The following is a 16,394-nucleotide window of genomic DNA, read 5'->3' as shown; positions in this document are numbered from 1 at the left end:
CTATCTTTCGGGCGCCGGAAAATAAATCGGAAAAACGCGTTCCCGCGCGAAAAGAAAAAACTTTAAATAATATAATTATATAGTAATTTAATCATTTTATGAAATACGATTACGATCTGATCTGCGTGGGTTTGGGGCCGGCGGGCATGGCGGTTTCGCTGATGGCTACGGCGATGGGGCTGAAAGTGACGGCGGTGGAGCGGGAGCACGTTGGCGGCGAATGCATGAATTCGGGCTGCATTCCGAGCAAAGGCATTTTGCGCGTCGCGGAAAAACTGGTCGCGGCGCGCGCGCTTTTCGGCGAAACGGCGTCCGCCGGCGTTCCCGCGCCGTTTCGGAAAATCCGCTCGCATCTCGAATTCATCGGCGAGAAGAAGACGAAAAATCTTTTCGAGAAAACGCCGATCGTTTTCGGCGAAGCTCATTTCGTCGATCCGCATACGGTTGAAGTGAACGGCAGGAACATGAGCGCGCGGCGGATTTTCATCGCTGCGGGAACGCGTCCGGCGATTCCGGATTTCGAGGGCGCGGAAAGCGTCGAGTTTCTGACGAACGAAACGCTTTTCCTCCTCGACGAAATTCCCGAAAGTCTGATCGTTTTCGGCGGCGGCGCGATCGCCTGCGAAATGGCGCAGGCTTTCGCGCGGCTCGGCTCGCGCGTGACGCTGGTTCAGCGCAGCGCGCATATTTTAAGCCGCATGGACGCGGAGGCGGCGACGCTCGTCGAGGAAAAATTCCGCGCGGAAGGCATTCGCGTGCTCACGGGAACGTTGCCGAAGTCCGTGCGGCGGATCGACGGAAAAATCGAGCTGACGACGGATTCCGGAGAAGTGATCCGCGCTGAAAAAATTTTGGCGGCGGCGGGGCGGCGTTTCGATTATTCCGCGCTGCGTCTTGAGAACGCGGGCGTCGCTTTGGGGAAACGCGGGAACATTCGCGTGAACAGATTTCTGCAGACGACTCGCACGCACATTTTCGCCGTCGGCGACTGCAACGGCGAACACCTTTTTTCTCACGCCGCGATGCATCAGGGCATGATCGCGCTGATGAACGCGATGCTTCCGCGTTTCGCGCGGAGAGATTTCCGCAAATACGTCGTTCCCGCGACGATGTTCACCGCGCCGCAGCTTTCGTCGGTCGGCGCGGGCGAACGGGAGCTGAAGGCGGCGGGAACGCGCTTCGAGACGATCGTCTGCCGCTACGCGGATTACGGCGCGGCGATCGCCGAGGAAACGGCGGAAGGCTTCGTCAAGGCGTTCATCGGGCGTGGCGGAAAAATTCTCGGCGCCTGCATCGTCGGAGAAGGCTCCGGAGAAATGATCAACGAATGGGCGCTCGCCGTGCAGAAAAAACTGAGGATCACCGATCTGCTTTTCCTGCAGCATTCGTTCCCGACGATGGGTTTTCTGACGAAACGCGTCGCGGAGACATGGATGATGAAGCGCGCGGAAGCGCCGCTTTTCAAAAAGCTCTGCCGCTTCTTTTTCAGACTCTGACGCGCGTTCCCGCGCGGAGTTTCGAAAACCGCATTCCCGAGCGCCCTGGAAATCAGTCTTCGATTTTGATGTCCTTGTTGCGGGAACGCGGTCCGCCGGCGCGGAGCCACGCGTTGACGAAGCCGTCGAGGTCGCCGTCCATCACCGCCTGGATGTTGCCGGTTTCGTAGCCCGTGCGCAGGTCTTTGACCATCTGGTAGGGCTGGAAGACGTAGGAGCGGATCTGGTTGCCCCAGCCGATTTCGCCCTTTTCGCCGTAGAATTTTTCCATTTCGGCGCGCTTGTCGTCCTCCATCTTTTCGTAGATGCGCGCCTTCAGGATGCGCATCGCGAGCTCCTTGTTCTGGTGCTGAGAGCGTTCCCGCTGGCAGGCGACGACGATGCCCGTGGGCAGGTGGGTGAGGCGCACGGCGGATTCCGTGCGGTTGACGTGCTGCCCGCCCGCGCCGGAAGCGCGATAGACGTCCACGCGCAGATCCTCGTCCTTGATCTCGACGTTGATGTCGTCCTTGATGTCGGCGACGATGTCCACGCTCGCGAACGAGGTGTGGCGGCGCTTGTTCGCGTCGAAGGGCGAAATGCGCACGAGGCGGTGCACGCCGCGCTCGGCCTTGGCGTAGCCGTAGGCGTTCTCGCCGTCGAAGCGGAGCACGGCGGTGGAGATTCCCGCGCCTTCGCCGTCCTGCAGGTCTTCGATGCTGACCTTGAACCCGCGGCGTTCGCCCCAGCGCGTGTACATGCGCATGAGCATTCCCGCCCAGTCGCAGGCCTCGGTGCCGCCGGCGCCCGCCTTGATCATGACGATGGCGGAGGATTTGTCGTGCGGGCCGGAAAGGAAGGAGGAGATTTCGAGCGCGTCGATTTCCTCGAGCATCTTCGCGGCTTCGGAGTCGAGTTCGGCGAGCTCGTCCGAAGCGCCCGCGTCGTTTTCGTCCGTCTCGCCGAGCAGTTCGGCGAGCGTCTGCAGGTCTTCGACCTTGCGCATGTAGGCGAGCAGGGGCGTGACGGCGGATTTCAGCGAGGTGTTTTCGGAAATGACGGCCTGCGCGGACTGCTGGTCGTTCCAGAAATTCGGCTCGGACATTTTCGCTTCGAGCTCGGCGAGGCGCTTCTGCTTCGCGGGAACGTCCAAGAATTTGTAAAGATGGCCGCTGCGACGGACGATTTCGTCGATCTTCGCGCGTGTCTCCGGAGAAATATACATAGTCGGGAAAAAGTAAGGGACGGGCGCGCTTTTTTCAACGCGAATCATGAACTCGGCGCGCGCGGGAAGTCTTCGCGCGGCGGTCGCGCCCCGAAAACGCGTCGGCGGCGGAGATTCGCGGGGAAGGCGCTTATTTGTTCGCGTCCGCGGGGCGGGCGCGTTAAAGTCGCGCGCATGTTTTCCACCGTCCATTCCGGAGCCCTGAGCGGCGTCGACGCCGTTCCCGTCTGCGTCGAAGTCAAATCCGACATGCCGGGCGAGTTTCGTTTTCTCATCGTCGGGCTGCCGGACGCGGCGGTCAAGGAATCTTCGGACCGCGTGACGGCGGCGCTCGCGAACTGCCGTCTTCCCGTGCCGCAGACGAAGACGGTGGTGAATCTCGCGCCGGGCGACATCCGCAAGGAAGGCCCGATGTACGACCTGCCGATCGCGCTCGCGCTGCTGGCGGCGCAGGGCGTGATTCCGCGGGAACGGCTGGAAGGCTTCGTCATCGCGGGCGAGCTGGGGCTGAACGGTGACGTGCGCGCGGTGCGCGGCGGCGTGTCGCTGGCGCTGCTCGCGCTGCGGGAGAAGCGCGCCGTGCTGCTGCCGCGCAAGTCGGCGGAGGAGGCGGCGCTCGTCGAAGGCGTGAAGGTCTTTCCCGTGAACTCGCTGCGGGAATGCGCGGATTTCCTGCTCGGCGTCGCGAAGATCGAGCCGCTTTCGCCGGAAAAAAGCGCGTTCCGTCGGCGGCGCGGCGGCGTTCCCGCGCTCGATTTTTCCGAGGTCAAGGGGCAGAAGCAGGTGCGCCGCGCGGTGGAGGTCGCCGTCGCAGGCGGGCACAACGTGCTCATGATCGGCTCGCCGGGCTCGGGCAAAAGCATGATCGCGAAGCGGATTCCGACGATTCTGCCGGAGCCCTCGCTCGAGGAGTTTCTGGAGATTCTCGGCATTCATTCGGCGGCGGGCATCACGATCGCGGACGAATCCTGCGCAATCCGGCGCCCGTTCCGTTCGCCGCACCACACGATTTCGGACGTCGGGCTCATCGGCGGCGGGAGCATTCCCGGGCCGGGCGAAATTTCGCTCGCGCACAACGGCGTGCTTTTTCTCGACGAATTTCCGGAGTTCAAGCGCTCGGCGCTCGAAGTAATGCGCCAGCCGCTCGAGGACGGCGAAGTGAGCATCTCGCGCGCGGCGGGGAAAATCACGATTCCGTCGCGCTTCATGCTCGTCGCGGCGATGAATCCCTGTCCGTGCGGCTATCTCGGCGACAAGCACCACAAATGCACGTGCTCGCCGGTGCAGATTCAGCGCTACCGCGCGCGCATTTCGGGTCCGCTGCTCGACCGCATTGACATTCACGTCGAGGCGCCCACGCTTTCCATCGACGAGCTGCGCACCGCCGCGCCGGGCGAAACTTCCGCCGCGATGCGGGAACGCATCGTCGCCGCGCGCGAACGCCAGCGGGAACGCTTTCTCGCCGACGATTCCGCGGACGGCGCCTCCGCGAAGACGCGCTGCAACGCCCGCATGTCGTCGCGGCAGATCCGCCGCTGGTGCGCGCTCGACGACGCGCAGGGCATGATTCTGCAGCGCGCGATGGAGCGCCTGGGGCTTTCCGCGCGCGCCTACGACCGCATCCTGAAGGTCTCGCGCACGATCGCCGACCTCGCGGGAACGGAAAAAATCGAGACCGAGCACCTGCTCGAAGCGATCAACTACCGCTCGCTCGACCGCCGGACGCCGTATTTCTGACCGCGCGTCGCGGCGTTTCGCGCTTTACTCGCCGAAATTCCTCGGCTATGCTGACGGCACAATTTTTACTGTAATTCACTATGGCAAACGAACCTACAACCAACCAAAAACTCATCAACTGGGTGAACGAATTCGTTGCGCTCTGCAAGCCCGCCAAGGTGCAGTGGTGCGACGGTTCCAAGGAAGAAGCCGACAAGCTCTTCGCTGAAATGGTCGCCAGCGGAATGGCGATCAAGCTCAACGAAGAAAAGCGTCCGGGCTGCTACCTTTACCGCTCCGATCCCCGCGACGTCGCGCGCGTCGAAAAGCGCACGCTGATCTGCTCCAAGGAAAAGGAGAACGCCGGTCCGACGAACAACTGGGAAGACCCGGTCGTCATGAAGGAAAAAATGCGCGCCCTCTACGACGGCTGCATGGAAGGCCGCACGATGTACATCATCCCGTTCGCGATGGGGCCGCTCGGCTCGCCGATCGCGCAGTACGGCGTCGAAATCACGGACTCTCCCTACGTCGTCGTCTCGATGCGCATCATGGCGCGCGTCTCGACGGAAGTCTTCCGCCACATCGAAAAGGACGACTTCTTCGTGCCCTGCGTGCACTCCGTCGGCATGCCGTTGAAGCCGGGCGTGCAGGACGTCCGCTGGCCGTGCAACCCGGACAACACCTACATCGTCCACTTCCCGGAAGAATCGACGATCTGGTCCTTCGGGTCCGGCTACGGAGGAAACGCCCTCCTCGGCAAGAAGTGCTTCGCGCTCCGCATCGCCTCGAACCTCGCCCGCAAGCAGGGCTGGCTCGCCGAGCACATGCTCATCCTCGGCGTCAAGACGCCTGAAGGCAAGAAGCACTACGTCACGGCGGCGTTCCCGTCCGCGTGCGGCAAGACGAACTTCGCCATGCTGATCCCGCCGAAGGCGCTCCGCGACAAGGGCTGGGAAATCACCTGCGTCGGCGACGACATCGCCTGGATCAAGCCGGACGCCTCCGGACAGCTCCGCGCCATCAATCCCGAAAACGGATTCTTCGGCGTCGCCCCGGGAACGGCTATGGAAACGAACCCGAACGCGCTCCTTTCCTGCTCCAAGAACACCATCTTCACGAACGTCGCTCTCACGGACGACGGCGACATCTGGTGGGAAGGCATGACGAAGGAAAAGCCGAAGCACCTCATCGACTGGCAGGGCAACGACTGGACGCCCGACATGATCGATGAAAAGACCGGCAAGCCGAAGCTGTCCTCGCACCCGAACTCCCGCTTCGCCGCTCCCGCCGCGAACTGCCCGTGCATCGACCCGGATTGGCAGAGCCCGGAAGGCGTTCCCGTGGACGTGTTCGTGTACGGCGGCCGCCGCATGAACGACATCCCGCTCGTGTTCCAGGCGCACAACTGGGCGCACGGCGTCTATCTCGGCGCCACGGTCGGCTCCGAACAGACCGCCGCCGCTGAAGGTCAGGTCGGCGCGCTCCGCCGCGACCCGTTCGCGATGCTGCCGTTCTGCGGCTACCACATGGGCGACTACTTCGCGCACTATCTGGAAATGGCGAAGCTCGCCAAGACGCCCGCCGTGTTCCACGTCAACTGGTTCCGCAAGACGCCGGAAGGCAAGTTCATGTGGCCGGGCTACGGCGACAACGCCCGCGTTCTCGCGTGGATGATCGGCCGCGTCGAAGGCACCGCCTCCGCCAAGGATTCGCCGTTCGGCTACATTCCTTCCTACGAAGACCTCGACTTCGACGGTCTCAACTTCTCGAAGGAACAGTTCGACGCCGTCATGGCGATCGACCCGAACCGCGTCAAGGAACTCGCCGAAGCCAACACCGATTATCTCAAGAACACGATCGGTCACGCTTCGCCGGAACTCCTCGCGGTCTCCGACGACATCATCGCCCGCTGCAAGTAATCCGCACCGCCGCGACAAAGAAGAAAGACGCGTTCCCGCTCGGGAGCGCGTCTTTTTTTTTGCGCTCGCGTTTCGACGGCGGGAACGGCCGCGCGGCCGCGGGAAATTCAAGCTCCTGCGGGAGGAATCCGATTACACGCCGCCGAGGACGAGCGCGACGGCGAGCCCGCAGTTCACGAGAGCCGAGACGCCCAGCCCGCCCGCGGCGAGCAGACGAAATTCGCCGCGCCCGACGACGAGCGCGATCGCGAGCTTCACCAGCGTGTTCGAAAGCACGCCGAGCATGATGCCGAGCGCCGCGAGCCCGAAGCCCAGCGTTCCCGCGTCCGCCGTCGCGCTCGCCTGATTCGCCATCGACATCACGAGCGCCGCCGTGTCCGGAATCCCGGAAAAGAAGCTCACCGCCACGAAGCCCGTTCCGAGCCCGTTCCCGCTCTTTTCCACGAGAAAGACGACGACGGCGTAGAGCAGGGCGAACTTGACCGCCGTGCCCAGGTCGAGCGGATTCTTCACCGCGGGAACGCTGCCTTCCGCGCGCGTGCGGTGGCGCAGCGCGATCAGCCCGCACACGGCGACGCACGCGCCGAGCAGCACCGCCCACATCCACAGCGTCGAAAGCGCGAACGCGAGATTGAGCAGCAGCGTCAGTACGACGAGGCGAAGCGCCATCGAGACCTGCGCGAGCAGAATCGCCGTCGCGAACGCGCCGCCGTTTTCCGGCTCTTCCGCGGAGCGGCGCGAGAGCGCGAGCGTCACCGCCGTGCTCGATGCCAGCCCGCCGATGAAGCCCGTCAGCGCCGCGCCCGCGCGCGCGCCGAGCCAGCGCATCGCGATGTAGCCGACGAAATTCACGCCCGTGATGACGACGACCATCAGCCACGTCGCGTAGGGATTGAAGACGCCCCACAGCGTCTGGTTCGGCACGAGCGGCAGCAGCACGCCCGTCAGACACGCGAACTGCAGTCCGGCGCGGATGTCCGTTCCCGTCAGCGAAGAGCTCCACTTGTCCGTCCACGCGCGCGAGCCCAGCGTCACGGCGAGCACGATGGCGAGCATGACGGCGTATTTTTCGAGCCCGAGCCCCATCAGCGCTCCCGCGCAGAAGACCATCAGCGCGGACGCCGCCGTCGTCAGCCCGAACGTCGCGTGGTAGCTTTCGCTCTCGCGTTTCCGTTCCTTGCCGCCGCGCAGCAGATAAGCCGTCGTCGAAAGCCCGAGCACGAGCAGCGTCGCGAGCACGAAATGCGCGAAGCCGAGCCGTTCCATCTGCACGGCGATGAAGCCCAGCACCGCCCAAAGCCCGAACGTGCGCATGCCCGCCGTCGTGTTATTCCCGCCGCGCCACTGGCGCACGAGACCGACCAGACCGCCGATGCAGACGGTGACGAGTAGCATCCAGCCGTTTTGCGGGGAGAGCAGTTCTTCTTGGGTAATCGGGGGCAACATGCCGCGCATTCTAAGAAAAAAGCGTGGAAGGTAAAGCCGCAAAGCGCGCCGCGGAAATTTGTGGCGGCTCGGCGCGGGAACGCGTTATAGTGGGGACTTTCCTGTTATGCTCACCGTAGGAATCGTTTCTTTGGGATGTCCGAAAAACCAGTCGGACAGCGAAGTGCTCATCGGGCACATTCTCGACGCGGGAATGCGCCTCACGGCAGACCCGCGCGAGGCGGATGCCGTCGTCGTGAACACGTGCTCGTTCATCCTCGACGCGCGCGAGGAGAGCCTTGAGGCCGTCGCGCAGATGGCGCGCGAAGCGAAGCGCCGCGGGCGGAAGCGGCCGCTCAGGATTGTCGTCGCCGGCTGCATGCCGCAGCGCTACGGCGAGGCCGTGCGCGACATGATGCCCAAGGCGGACGCCTTCATCGGCATCGACCAGCTCGGGCAGATCGCGACGATCATCGAAAAGCTCTGTGCCGCCGGCGACGGGAACGCGCCCGCCGCGGGAACGCGGGCGGATCCCGACGCCGCGCCGCTCGTGCAAGTCTCCAAGCGCCCGCGCTACATTCCCGATTACGAGACGCCGCGCGCGCGCCTCACGCTCCCGCACATCGCGAACGTGAAGATCGCCGAAGGCTGCAACCACGGCTGCGCGTTCTGCGCGATTCCCGGAATCCGCGGGCGCCACCGTTCCCGCGCGATCGCCGACGTCGTCGCCGAAGTCAAGACGCTCGTGCAGGTCAACGGCGTGAAGGAAATCAATCTCATTTCGCAGGACACGACCTATTACGGCATGGACACGTGGACGAAGACGCGCGCGGGCAAGACGACGAAGGTCAGTTCGGAGCAGGGCGATTCGCTCGCGACGCTCCTGCGCGCGCTGAACCGCATCCGCGGCGACTTCTGGATCCGCGTCTTCTACACGCACCCCGCGCACTGGAGCAACGAGCTGATTTCCGTCTTCGCGAAATGCAGAAAAGTCGTACCCTACGTGGACATTCCGCTGCAGCACATTTCCGACGGCATGCTCTCGGCGATGCGCCGCGAGACCGACGGAAAGCACATCCGCGACCTCATCGCCAAAATCCGCAGGGGCGTTCCCGGCGTCGTCATCCGCTCGACGTTCATCGTCGGTTTCCCCGGCGAGACGCGGGCGGACTTCGACGAGCTGACGGCGTTTCTTGAGGAGCAGAAATTCGACCGCGTCGGCGTCTTCCGCTATTCGCAGGAGGAAAACACCGCCGCCGCGCTGATGGAAAATCAGATTCCGAATGCGGAAAAAGTCCGCCGCTACAACGTCGCGATGACGCTGCTACAGAAGATTTCACGGGAGCGCATGCGTTCCCGCGTCGGCGAAAAGCTGCGCGTGCTCGTGGACGAACCCGGCGTCGCGCGCACGGCGGGCGACGGCTACGAGGTGGACGGCGTCGTCTTCGTGCCGAAGAGCCTTCCCGTCGGCGAGTTCGCGGACGTCGTCGTCACCGGCTACAAGGCCTACGACCTCATCGCCCGGCCGGCGGAATGACCCGAAAACGCCGCGCGCGGGGGCGGGAAAGGCATCCCGTGCGCATTCGTGTCCATCCGTGGTTTTTCAAGACTTTGCGGAAACGGATTTCGGCGGGCAAGCGGGGACGCTTACCCTCTCGTGAAAATTCGCGGTTTCAACGAATTTTCGCGGCTCGGCGGGCGGTTGCGCCTTTCAGGCGCGTGTTTTTTTTCGAGTCCGGCCCCAAGCGGCGTCACCGCATGGGGTTATTTTTGTTCCGCGTTTCACGCGGAGTACAGAAACTCCGAAAAAGAAATCCCTCAAAATCCCCGCAATCCCTGCTGAAAAAGAGGGCAAGTGAGACGCTTACCCTCCTATAAAAATTCGCGTTCATTCGCGTGAATTCGCGGTCGGATTTTTCAGGCGGAAGGCGCGAGGAGCGCCGCGGCGGCGCGGGCGAAGGGGAAGGTTTCCGTTTCGATGCGGGCGCGGAAAAGCTCCAGGTCCGAGCCGTAGAAGAACTCGCGGTGCGGGCGGTCGTAATCCGTCACGTTGTAGGAGCCCGGCTCTTCCCGCAGAAAATTCTCGGCGAAGGCCGCCGCGCTTTCGTCGGGCTTCGGCGGCTTCATCCGCGCGAAAAACGGCGGCGGATTCTCGATCCACTCGAAAAAGCGCGCGACGAGCGTCGCCGCGAAATCCTCGGGAACGGCTTCGGAACGGACGACGGTCGCGGCGAGCTGTTTTTTTTCTCCGGGCGCGAGCGCGACGAGGCGGAAGTTCGTTCCCGGGAACAGCGCGCGCGCGAACGCCGCGGCGGCGACGGCGCGGATCGCACGCGCCCATTCGCCGTAGGCGCGCGGGAACGCCTCGAAAATCCAGAGCGGCGCGTCCGCGCCTTCGGGGCGCGCGACGTTCCGGAAACGCGCGCGGATGCGGACGGCGCGCGGCGCGTTCCCGCCGGCGGCCCCCTCGGGCACGGCGAGTTCGCGTTCGCCGACGAGCGGCGCGACGCGGACGAGCTTTTCGCCGATTCCGAGCCCGCCGAGCGCGTTCGACGGCTTGAGCTCGTCCAACGCGTCGTCCGCGCTTGCGGCGGGATCGGTCAGCGCGGAAAGCGCGCCGGCGGCGAGCGCCTTTTCCGCCGTCTCCACGAGCTCGCGGCGCAGCGCGGCCTCCGTCGCTTCCGACGGATTTCCGCCCGCGTCGAAATCCGCGTCGGGCAGCGTTCCCGCGGCGACGTCGAGCAGCGTCGGCGACTTCGCGCTCTCGCTCTCCGGATCGTTGTCCTCGGGCTCGTTTTCCTGCCGGGCTTCGCGGTGGCGCAGACGCTTTTCGCAGACGAATTTCGCGGGATCGGCGAAAAAGTCGGCGAGCGTTCCCGCGTCGAGCGCGGAAAAGATTTTCGCTTCCTTTTCGGAAAGGGCGAAGCCGGGCGTTCCCGCGAACGGCGGCCGCCACGGCTCCGAGCCCGGGCGCGCGAGCGCGTCGAGGATTTCGCGCGGACGGGCGGGGTGCTCGAAGATGAATTTTTCGCGCGGCGCGAGCGCTTCGGCGACGTCGATGAATTTGGCGAGCGGGCCGCAGGGCGGAATTTCCGCGTTGTCGCCCGCGCCGCGTCCGACGTAGGAAAAGCGCAGACAGCGCCGCGCCGCGAGCACGGCTTCGAGCAGCAGCAGGCAGTCTTCGTCGCGCGGCGTGCGGTCCCAGAGCGCGAGTTCCGAGCCGCGCCCGCGCGGCCATTCGGCGATGAGGTCGAAGGCGGATTTCGGCGCGGCGCGCGGGAACGATTCCGCGTTCATGCCCGCGAGAAATATCACCTTGGCGGGAATGTTGCGCAGCGGCTGCATGCGGCAAAAAGTGATCTTCCCGCGCAGCAGCCCTTCCGCGCGCCCGCTTTCCCAGGAGCGCCCTTCGAGCGAGGCGACCGCGGTCTTGAGCGAGCAGACGTCCGCGTCCGTCAGCCCCGCGTTTTCCGCGTCGCGGCGGAGCGCGTCGATCGCGGAATAAAGCAGCGTCTGCTCCTCCTGTTCGTCTTCGTCGAAGGCGAAGAGGCGCGCGGCGATTTCGTCGCGCAGAAAGGCGCTCCACGCGGGAACGCTTTTCTTCTCGCCGTCGAAGGCGCGGCGCGCGGCGTCGAGCGCGTCCGCGAGCGCGGCGAACTTCGCGAGCAGCGTCGCCGCGTTTTCGGGCAGGTCGGCGAGCGGGAGCGTCGTCGGAACGCCGCCGAACTCGCGCGGAATTTCCGCGGATTCGTCGTCGAGCATCACGCCGAGCGCGCAGCGGCGCAGCGCGAACGCCCAGGAATTGCGGTAGAACGTGCCTGCCGCTGCCGAAGCTTCGCCGCCGCCGCGGGAGGACGGCTCGCCGCAGACGACGAGCGGCGCGTCCTCGAAAATCTTTTCTTCGCGCGCCTGCGCGTCCATGCCCCAGCGCGCGTTGGAGCGGACGAGGATTTTCCGGAGCGCGGCGACGTCCGCTTCGTCCAGTCCGAGCCCGCGCGCGAGCGGCGGAGCGTCGAGCAGCGCGAGCGTTTCGCCGAGGCGGATTTCGCCCTGAGCGACGCGCAGGATTTCGAGAAACGCCTCGATGCCGCGGAAGCGCCCGACGTCGCCGCGGTCGGCGAGCGAAAACGGAAATTCGGAGCGCCCGAAAACGGCGCGGACGAAGGGCGCGTAGGCGTCCGTGTCGGGCATCATCACGAGCACGTCGCGCGGGCGCAGCTCGGGATCGCGGCGGAAGAGCTCCCGCATGTCGTCGCGCAGAATCTCCATCTCGCGCATCGGCGAATGGGCGACGTGGACGCGCAGGGAAACGGCGTCGCGCGCGTCGGCCTCGACGTCGGCGGGCGGCGGCGTGACCGCGTTCCCGTCGGCGGGCGTTCCCGCGGCGCGCGCGCGGACGACGTTTTCGCGTATGTCCGCCTGAATCGCGTGCAGGAGCGAATCGCGCGGGGGCGGCGCCTCGTCCGTCGAATCCGCGTCCGCGAAGCCTTCGTCTACGAGTCGCATGGCGAGCATGCGCGCCGCCTTGCCCCAGGAGAGCAGCAGCTCGTTGCCGCGGGCGGCGGCTTCGTCGCGGAGCAGGTCGATCCAGTCGGCTTCGCTCTTCAGCTGCGGGCGGCGGCGCGCCTCGCGCAGCAGCGTCTTTTCGTCGCGCGTCTCGGTCCACAGGTCGGACGAAAGCGCGTGGCAGTAGAAGAAGACCTCCGCGCGCTCGGAGAGGCGCAGGAGCATTTCGAAATGCGTCCGCGGGAGCGCGGTCGGCGCGAAGACGAAGAGGCGGCGCGGGAGCGCGGCGGCGTCGGGCAGGGCGTTCCCGCGGATGAAGTCGAGCGCGCGCAGGGCGGGAACGGACGCGTCGTCGAGCCGGAGCGCGCGCCACAGGCGCCGCTGGCGCGCGTATTCGGCGAGAAATTCGGCGTCGCCGCGCGGCGCTCCCGCCGTATCGTCGTCGTCCGCGCCGCGCTGCCAAGCCTCGATCATTTCGGGGCGGAAACTCTGGTAGCGCCAGAAAAGATCGGCGAGCATCCGGGCGAGCGTCATGCGGTCCTCTTCCGTGTCTTCGCGGAAGCGGAAACGGAATTCTTCGGGCACGGCGGAACCGGCGGCGTCGGTCTCGCCGAGCGCGCGGAAGATGCGCCAGGCGAGCGCGTCGCCCGCGACCGCGGCGTCCGCGGCGGCCTCGTCGGGCTTTTTCCCGAGGCGGGCGAAGAAGTTTTCCGGCGAGAGAAAGTTCACGTTCGCGCAGATGCCGTTGCGTTCGGCGATGAAGTGCTGCAGCCAGACGCGCTGGGCGGCGTTCATCACGAGCACGGTTTCCGGCTCGAACGGGTCGCGCCGCTTCGCGATTTCGTCGGCGAGAGCGGCGGCGAGACGTTCGAGCGAGAACGCGGGCACGAAGCGGAAGCGTCTTTCGGGGGCGGGAGTCATTTTTTCGGAGAAGCGAGTTTTTTTTTGAGGAACGTCAGTATTTTACGGATACGCAGAAGCGGTTCGCGTCGGCGAGGAGCAGGGCGGCGGCGATTGCGAGGACGTAAACGCCGAGCGTTCCCGCCGAGCCGGACGGATCCGTCAGCGAGAGCCCGAAGGAGAGCGCGACGAAGACCGCGCCGAGCACGCAGAGCGCGACGCGCGTTCCCGCGCCGAGCAGGAGCGCGACGCCGGCGAGAATCAGCACGGGGCCGAGCGCGAAGCGGAACGCGTGCAGCGTCCAGTCCGGCAGCAGCGGGTCGCCGAGCAGGCGCTCGAACTCGCGCGCGGGAACGCCGACGTAGTTGCCGAACGCGTATTCGCGGACGAGGCTCACGACGGTCTCGCCCGTCTCGGGATCTTCGGAGACGCGCCGCGAGGCGACGGCGAACTTGCTCGCGCCGCTCGCGATCGCGCAGGCGGCGAGCCAGAAGCGCAGCACGAGAAACGCCGCCGTGCGCGCGCGGTTTCGCGGCGTTTCCGCCGCGGATTTTTCTTCGGGATTCATGCGGTCGAGCGTCCGCTTTTTCCCGCGTTCGCGCAAGACAGAAAAAAGCGTTGAAAGCGCGTTTCGCCGCGAACATAGTTGAGCGCAGAGAAAATCGCCATGCACAAGATCATCTTCGCAGTCTGCGCCTTCATCGTGTTCGTCGTCGCCGTGTTCTTCTGCGCCAGAAGCCTCGGCGCCGCGTTCCCGTCCGCGACGGTCGAGGAGACGGAGGACGAGAACTTCCTCCGCGGCAAGGCGCTTTTGCTCGAACAGAACGACGCCGCGGCGATGGAGGCGTTCTACAAGGTCGTGAACGCGCGCGAGGACGCGCCGGAAGCGCACCTGGAGCTGGGCGTCATCGCGCTGCGCCGCGAAATGCCGCTGGACGCGCTTTTCCACTTCCGCCAGTACATGCGCCAGAGCGCGAACGAGCAGCAGAAGCGGCTCGTCGAGGAACAGTGCTCGGCGGCGCGGAAGATGTTCCTCGCGCAGCTGCCCGGCAAGCCGTTCGAGACGGACGTTCCCGCGCCGAATCTCGAAAAGAAATTTCTCCAGCTCAGCAAGGAAAACGACGCGCTGAAGCGCGATCTGCAGATGGCGCGCCGCCGCATCTCGGACCTGGAAAAGCGGCTCGTCCGCCCGGGAACGCCGCCGTCGGCGGGCTCCGAAGTCGTCGCCGAAACGCCGGCGCCGCGCGCGGAGACGCCCGAGCCCGACGAGGCCGGCCGCGTTCCCGTTCCCGCGACGCACACGGTGCAGCCCGGCGACACGCTCGTGAAGATCAGCAAAAAATACTACGGCACGCAGAACCGCTGGAAGGAAATCTACAACTACAACCGCGACGTCCTGCGCACGCCGAGCTCGCTGAAGGTCGGCGCCGTGCTCAAGCTGCCGCCGCAGTGAGCCGCGCGAATCTTCTCCGCACGCCATGCGCCTGAACCGTCTGCGCGTATCGAATTTCCGCAACATCGGATTCGCGGATCTGGAATTTTCGGGAACGCGCGTCTTTCTCTTCGGCGAGAACGCCCAGGGCAAGACGAATCTGCTCGAGGCGGCGAGCCTGCTGACGGCGTTCCGCTCCTTCCGCACGCGCGAGCTGGGGCGCCTCGTCCGCCACGGCGAAAAGCTCGCGCAGGCGGCGTTCGAGCTCGCGCACGAGCGCGAGGGCGACACGCGGATTCTGCTTTCGCTCGGCTCGGCGGGAAGGAAGCGCGTCGAGCTCGGCGCGGGAACGCCCGTCGCCAGGATGCGCGACTTCGTCGGCCGCTTTCCCGCCGTCGTCTTCGCGGCGGAGGACGTCGCCGTGCTGCGCGGCGCGCCCGCGCTGCGGCGGCGCTGGTTCGACCTGACCTTTTCCGCCGCCGACGGCGCGTATCTCGAACGTCTGCAGCGGTATTGCCGCGCGCTCGAAGCCCGGAACCGTCTGCTGAAGGCGGAGGCGGACGCGCCCGCGCAGTTCGCGGCGTTCGAAAAAGTGCTCGCGGAAAACGGCGCGGAAATCGTCGCCGCGCGGGAACGCGGCGTCGCCGAGCTCGCGGCGCGCTTCGCCGAAATCGCCGCGCGGATTCTGAACCGCGCCGTCGCGGCGGAGCTGCTCTACGCGCCGAGCCGACGCGAGGCGGACGCCGCCGGCTGGGAGGCCTTCTTCGAGCGTTCCCGCCGCACGGACCGGCTTTTCCACGCGACGCAGAAGGGTCCGCACCGCGACGATTTCCGCTTTCGCCTCGACGGGCGCGACGCGGCGGAGTTCGCCTCGGAAGGGCAGCAGCGCGGGCTTTCGCTCGCGCTCGGGCTCGCGCAGCTCTCGCTGCTGCGGGAACGCACGGGCGTCGCGCCGATCGTGCTCGCCGACGACGTGCTGAGCGAGCTCGATCCCGCGCGCAAGGAAAATTTCTGGCGCGAGCTCGGAGACGGTCTCCAGGTCGTCGCGACGGGAACCGTCCTGCCCGCGGACGCGGCGTCCTGGCGGATCTTCGACGTCCGCGAAGGAAAATATTTTCCCCGATAAGATTTCATCGTTTTCGACATGAGGAAATTCATCCTGGCATCGGCGTCGCCGCGGCGGCGCGAACTTCTTGAAAAGGCGGGCTTCCGCTTCGAGACGCGGACGGCGGACGTCGTCGAGGACGAGGATCCCGACGGCGACCCGCGCGCGGCGGTCGCGCACAACGCTCGCATCAAGGCGCTCGCCGTCGCGCGGGAGAATCCCGACGCGCTCGTGCTCGGCGCGGACACGACGGTCGCGTTCGGCGGCAGGGTCTTCAACAAGCCGGCGGATCTCGCCGAGGCGCGCTCCATGCTCAAGACGCTCGGCGGGAACGTGCACACGGTCTATACGGGCGTCTGCCTCGCGCGGGAACGCGACGGGCTGCTCGAAGAAAACGTCTATGCGTGCCGCGTGCGCTTTCTGCCGATCGACGACGCGGTCGTCGACGCGTATTTCGGAATCGTGAACCCGCTCGACAAGGCGGGCGCCTACGGCATTCAGGAAGGGCGGGAGCTCATCATCGCCTCCTACGACGAGCCGCTGAGCAACATCATGGGGCTCCCGGTCGAGCTTGTCGCCCCGCGCCTCCGCGAACTGCTCGCGGACGCCTGAGCGCGCGTTTTCCGCATTGACGCGCGGGAGCCGCGGGCGTAGATTTCCGAAACGAATTTACCCTTTCGTTCACAAC

The 16,394-nt window shown here is 65.7% G+C and carries 11 protein-coding genes; 7 read left to right on the top strand and 4 right to left on the bottom strand.

Annotated elements, in window-relative coordinates:
• Window positions 1-98 precede the first annotated feature (98 nt).
• Window positions 99-1,496: a dihydrolipoyl dehydrogenase family protein gene (locus ACQREB_RS02260; protein ID WP_427764807.1), complete on the top strand. Its 1,398-nt coding sequence runs from the start codon at window positions 99-101 to the stop codon at window positions 1,494-1,496.
• A 52-nt stretch (window positions 1,497-1,548) separates the two neighbouring features.
• Here the strand turns inward: ACQREB_RS02260 and prfB are convergent, their stop codons facing one another.
• Window positions 1,549-2,700, bottom strand: coding sequence for a peptide chain release factor 2 (gene prfB / locus ACQREB_RS02255; protein ID WP_427764805.1), 1,152 nt, complete (start codon window positions 2,698-2,700; stop codon window positions 1,549-1,551).
• Between the two features lie 174 nt (window positions 2,701-2,874).
• Here prfB and ACQREB_RS02250 point away from each other — a divergent pair, with 174 nt between their 5' ends.
• Window positions 2,875-4,437, top strand: a complete 1,563-nt coding sequence (locus ACQREB_RS02250) for a YifB family Mg chelatase-like AAA ATPase (protein ID WP_427764803.1) — start codon at window positions 2,875-2,877, stop codon at window positions 4,435-4,437.
• 80 nt (window positions 4,438-4,517) lie between these two features.
• Window positions 4,518-6,338: a phosphoenolpyruvate carboxykinase (GTP) gene (locus ACQREB_RS02245; RefSeq protein ID WP_427764801.1), complete on the top strand. Its 1,821-nt coding sequence runs from the start codon at window positions 4,518-4,520 to the stop codon at window positions 6,336-6,338.
• 132 nt (window positions 6,339-6,470) lie between these two features.
• Here ACQREB_RS02245 and ACQREB_RS02240 read toward each other — a convergent pair whose 3' ends face one another.
• A complete protein-coding gene (locus ACQREB_RS02240) occupies window positions 6,471-7,784 on the bottom strand; it encodes an MgtC/SapB family protein (protein WP_427764798.1) in 1,314 nt (437 codons plus the stop codon).
• Window positions 7,785-7,890: 106 nt separating this feature from the next.
• Here ACQREB_RS02240 and rimO point away from each other — a divergent pair, with 106 nt between their 5' ends.
• Window positions 7,891-9,300: a 30S ribosomal protein S12 methylthiotransferase RimO gene (gene rimO, locus ACQREB_RS02235; protein ID WP_427764796.1), complete on the top strand. Its 1,410-nt coding sequence runs from the start codon at window positions 7,891-7,893 to the stop codon at window positions 9,298-9,300.
• A gap of 380 nt (window positions 9,301-9,680) precedes the next feature.
• Here the strand turns inward: rimO and ACQREB_RS02230 are convergent, their stop codons facing one another.
• Both ACQREB_RS02230 and ACQREB_RS02225 read right to left on the bottom strand, forming a co-directional pair.
• On the bottom strand, window positions 9,681-13,190 hold the full coding sequence (locus ACQREB_RS02230) for an exodeoxyribonuclease V subunit gamma (RefSeq protein WP_427764793.1): 3,510 nt from the start codon (window positions 13,188-13,190) through the stop codon (window positions 9,681-9,683).
• A gap of 34 nt (window positions 13,191-13,224) precedes the next feature.
• Window positions 13,225-13,737 carry a hypothetical protein gene (locus tag ACQREB_RS02225; protein ID WP_427764791.1) on the bottom strand — a complete coding sequence of 171 codons (513 nt, stop codon included), beginning with the start codon at window positions 13,735-13,737 and terminating at the stop codon, window positions 13,225-13,227.
• 99 nt (window positions 13,738-13,836) lie between these two features.
• Here ACQREB_RS02225 and ACQREB_RS02220 point away from each other — a divergent pair, with 99 nt between their 5' ends.
• The 3 genes from ACQREB_RS02220 to ACQREB_RS02210 are packed head-to-tail and all read left to right on the top strand — an operon-like array spanning window position 13,837 to window position 16,318.
• A complete protein-coding gene (locus ACQREB_RS02220) occupies window positions 13,837-14,622 on the top strand; it encodes a LysM peptidoglycan-binding domain-containing protein (RefSeq protein ID WP_427764788.1) in 786 nt (261 codons plus the stop codon).
• 25 nt (window positions 14,623-14,647) lie between these two features.
• Window positions 14,648-15,727, top strand: a complete 1,080-nt coding sequence (recF, locus tag ACQREB_RS02215) for a DNA replication/repair protein RecF (RefSeq protein ID WP_427764785.1) — start codon at window positions 14,648-14,650, stop codon at window positions 15,725-15,727.
• 18 nt (window positions 15,728-15,745) lie between these two features.
• The gene (locus ACQREB_RS02210; protein ID WP_427764782.1) at window positions 15,746-16,318 is read left to right on the top strand and encodes a Maf family protein; all 573 of its coding nucleotides are present in this window, start codon (window positions 15,746-15,748) and stop codon (window positions 16,316-16,318) included.
• Window positions 16,319-16,394: the final 76 nt, after the last annotated feature.

The organism is Candidatus Spyradosoma sp. SGI.093 (genome assembly GCF_050314555.1).
Lineage (GTDB): Bacteria > Verrucomicrobiota > Verrucomicrobiia > Opitutales > UBA953 > Spyradosoma.
Note: the sequence above shows the minus strand (reverse complement) of the source record. Positions and strands in the feature narration are given on the sequence as shown.

Coding starts and splice junctions, on each gene's coding strand:
- ACQREB_RS02225 (WP_427764791.1), bottom strand. CDS start 13,737: ATGAATCCCGAAGAAAAATCCGCGGCGGAAACGCCGCGAAACCGCGCG.
- ACQREB_RS02250 (WP_427764803.1), top strand. CDS start 2,875: ATGTTTTCCACCGTCCATTCCGGAGCCCTGAGCGGCGTCGACGCCGTT.
- ACQREB_RS02245 (WP_427764801.1), top strand. CDS start 4,518: ATGGCAAACGAACCTACAACCAACCAAAAACTCATCAACTGGGTGAAC.
- ACQREB_RS02260 (WP_427764807.1), top strand. CDS start 99: ATGAAATACGATTACGATCTGATCTGCGTGGGTTTGGGGCCGGCGGGC.
- ACQREB_RS02220 (WP_427764788.1), top strand. CDS start 13,837: ATGCACAAGATCATCTTCGCAGTCTGCGCCTTCATCGTGTTCGTCGTC.
- recF (WP_427764785.1), top strand. CDS start 14,648: ATGCGCCTGAACCGTCTGCGCGTATCGAATTTCCGCAACATCGGATTC.
- prfB (WP_427764805.1), bottom strand. CDS start 2,700: ATGTATATTTCTCCGGAGACACGCGCGAAGATCGACGAAATCGTCCGT.
- rimO (WP_427764796.1), top strand. CDS start 7,891: ATGCTCACCGTAGGAATCGTTTCTTTGGGATGTCCGAAAAACCAGTCG.
- ACQREB_RS02240 (WP_427764798.1), bottom strand. CDS start 7,784: ATGTTGCCCCCGATTACCCAAGAAGAACTGCTCTCCCCGCAAAACGGC.
- ACQREB_RS02210 (WP_427764782.1), top strand. CDS start 15,746: ATGAGGAAATTCATCCTGGCATCGGCGTCGCCGCGGCGGCGCGAACTT.
- ACQREB_RS02230 (WP_427764793.1), bottom strand. CDS start 13,190: ATGACTCCCGCCCCCGAAAGACGCTTCCGCTTCGTGCCCGCGTTCTCG.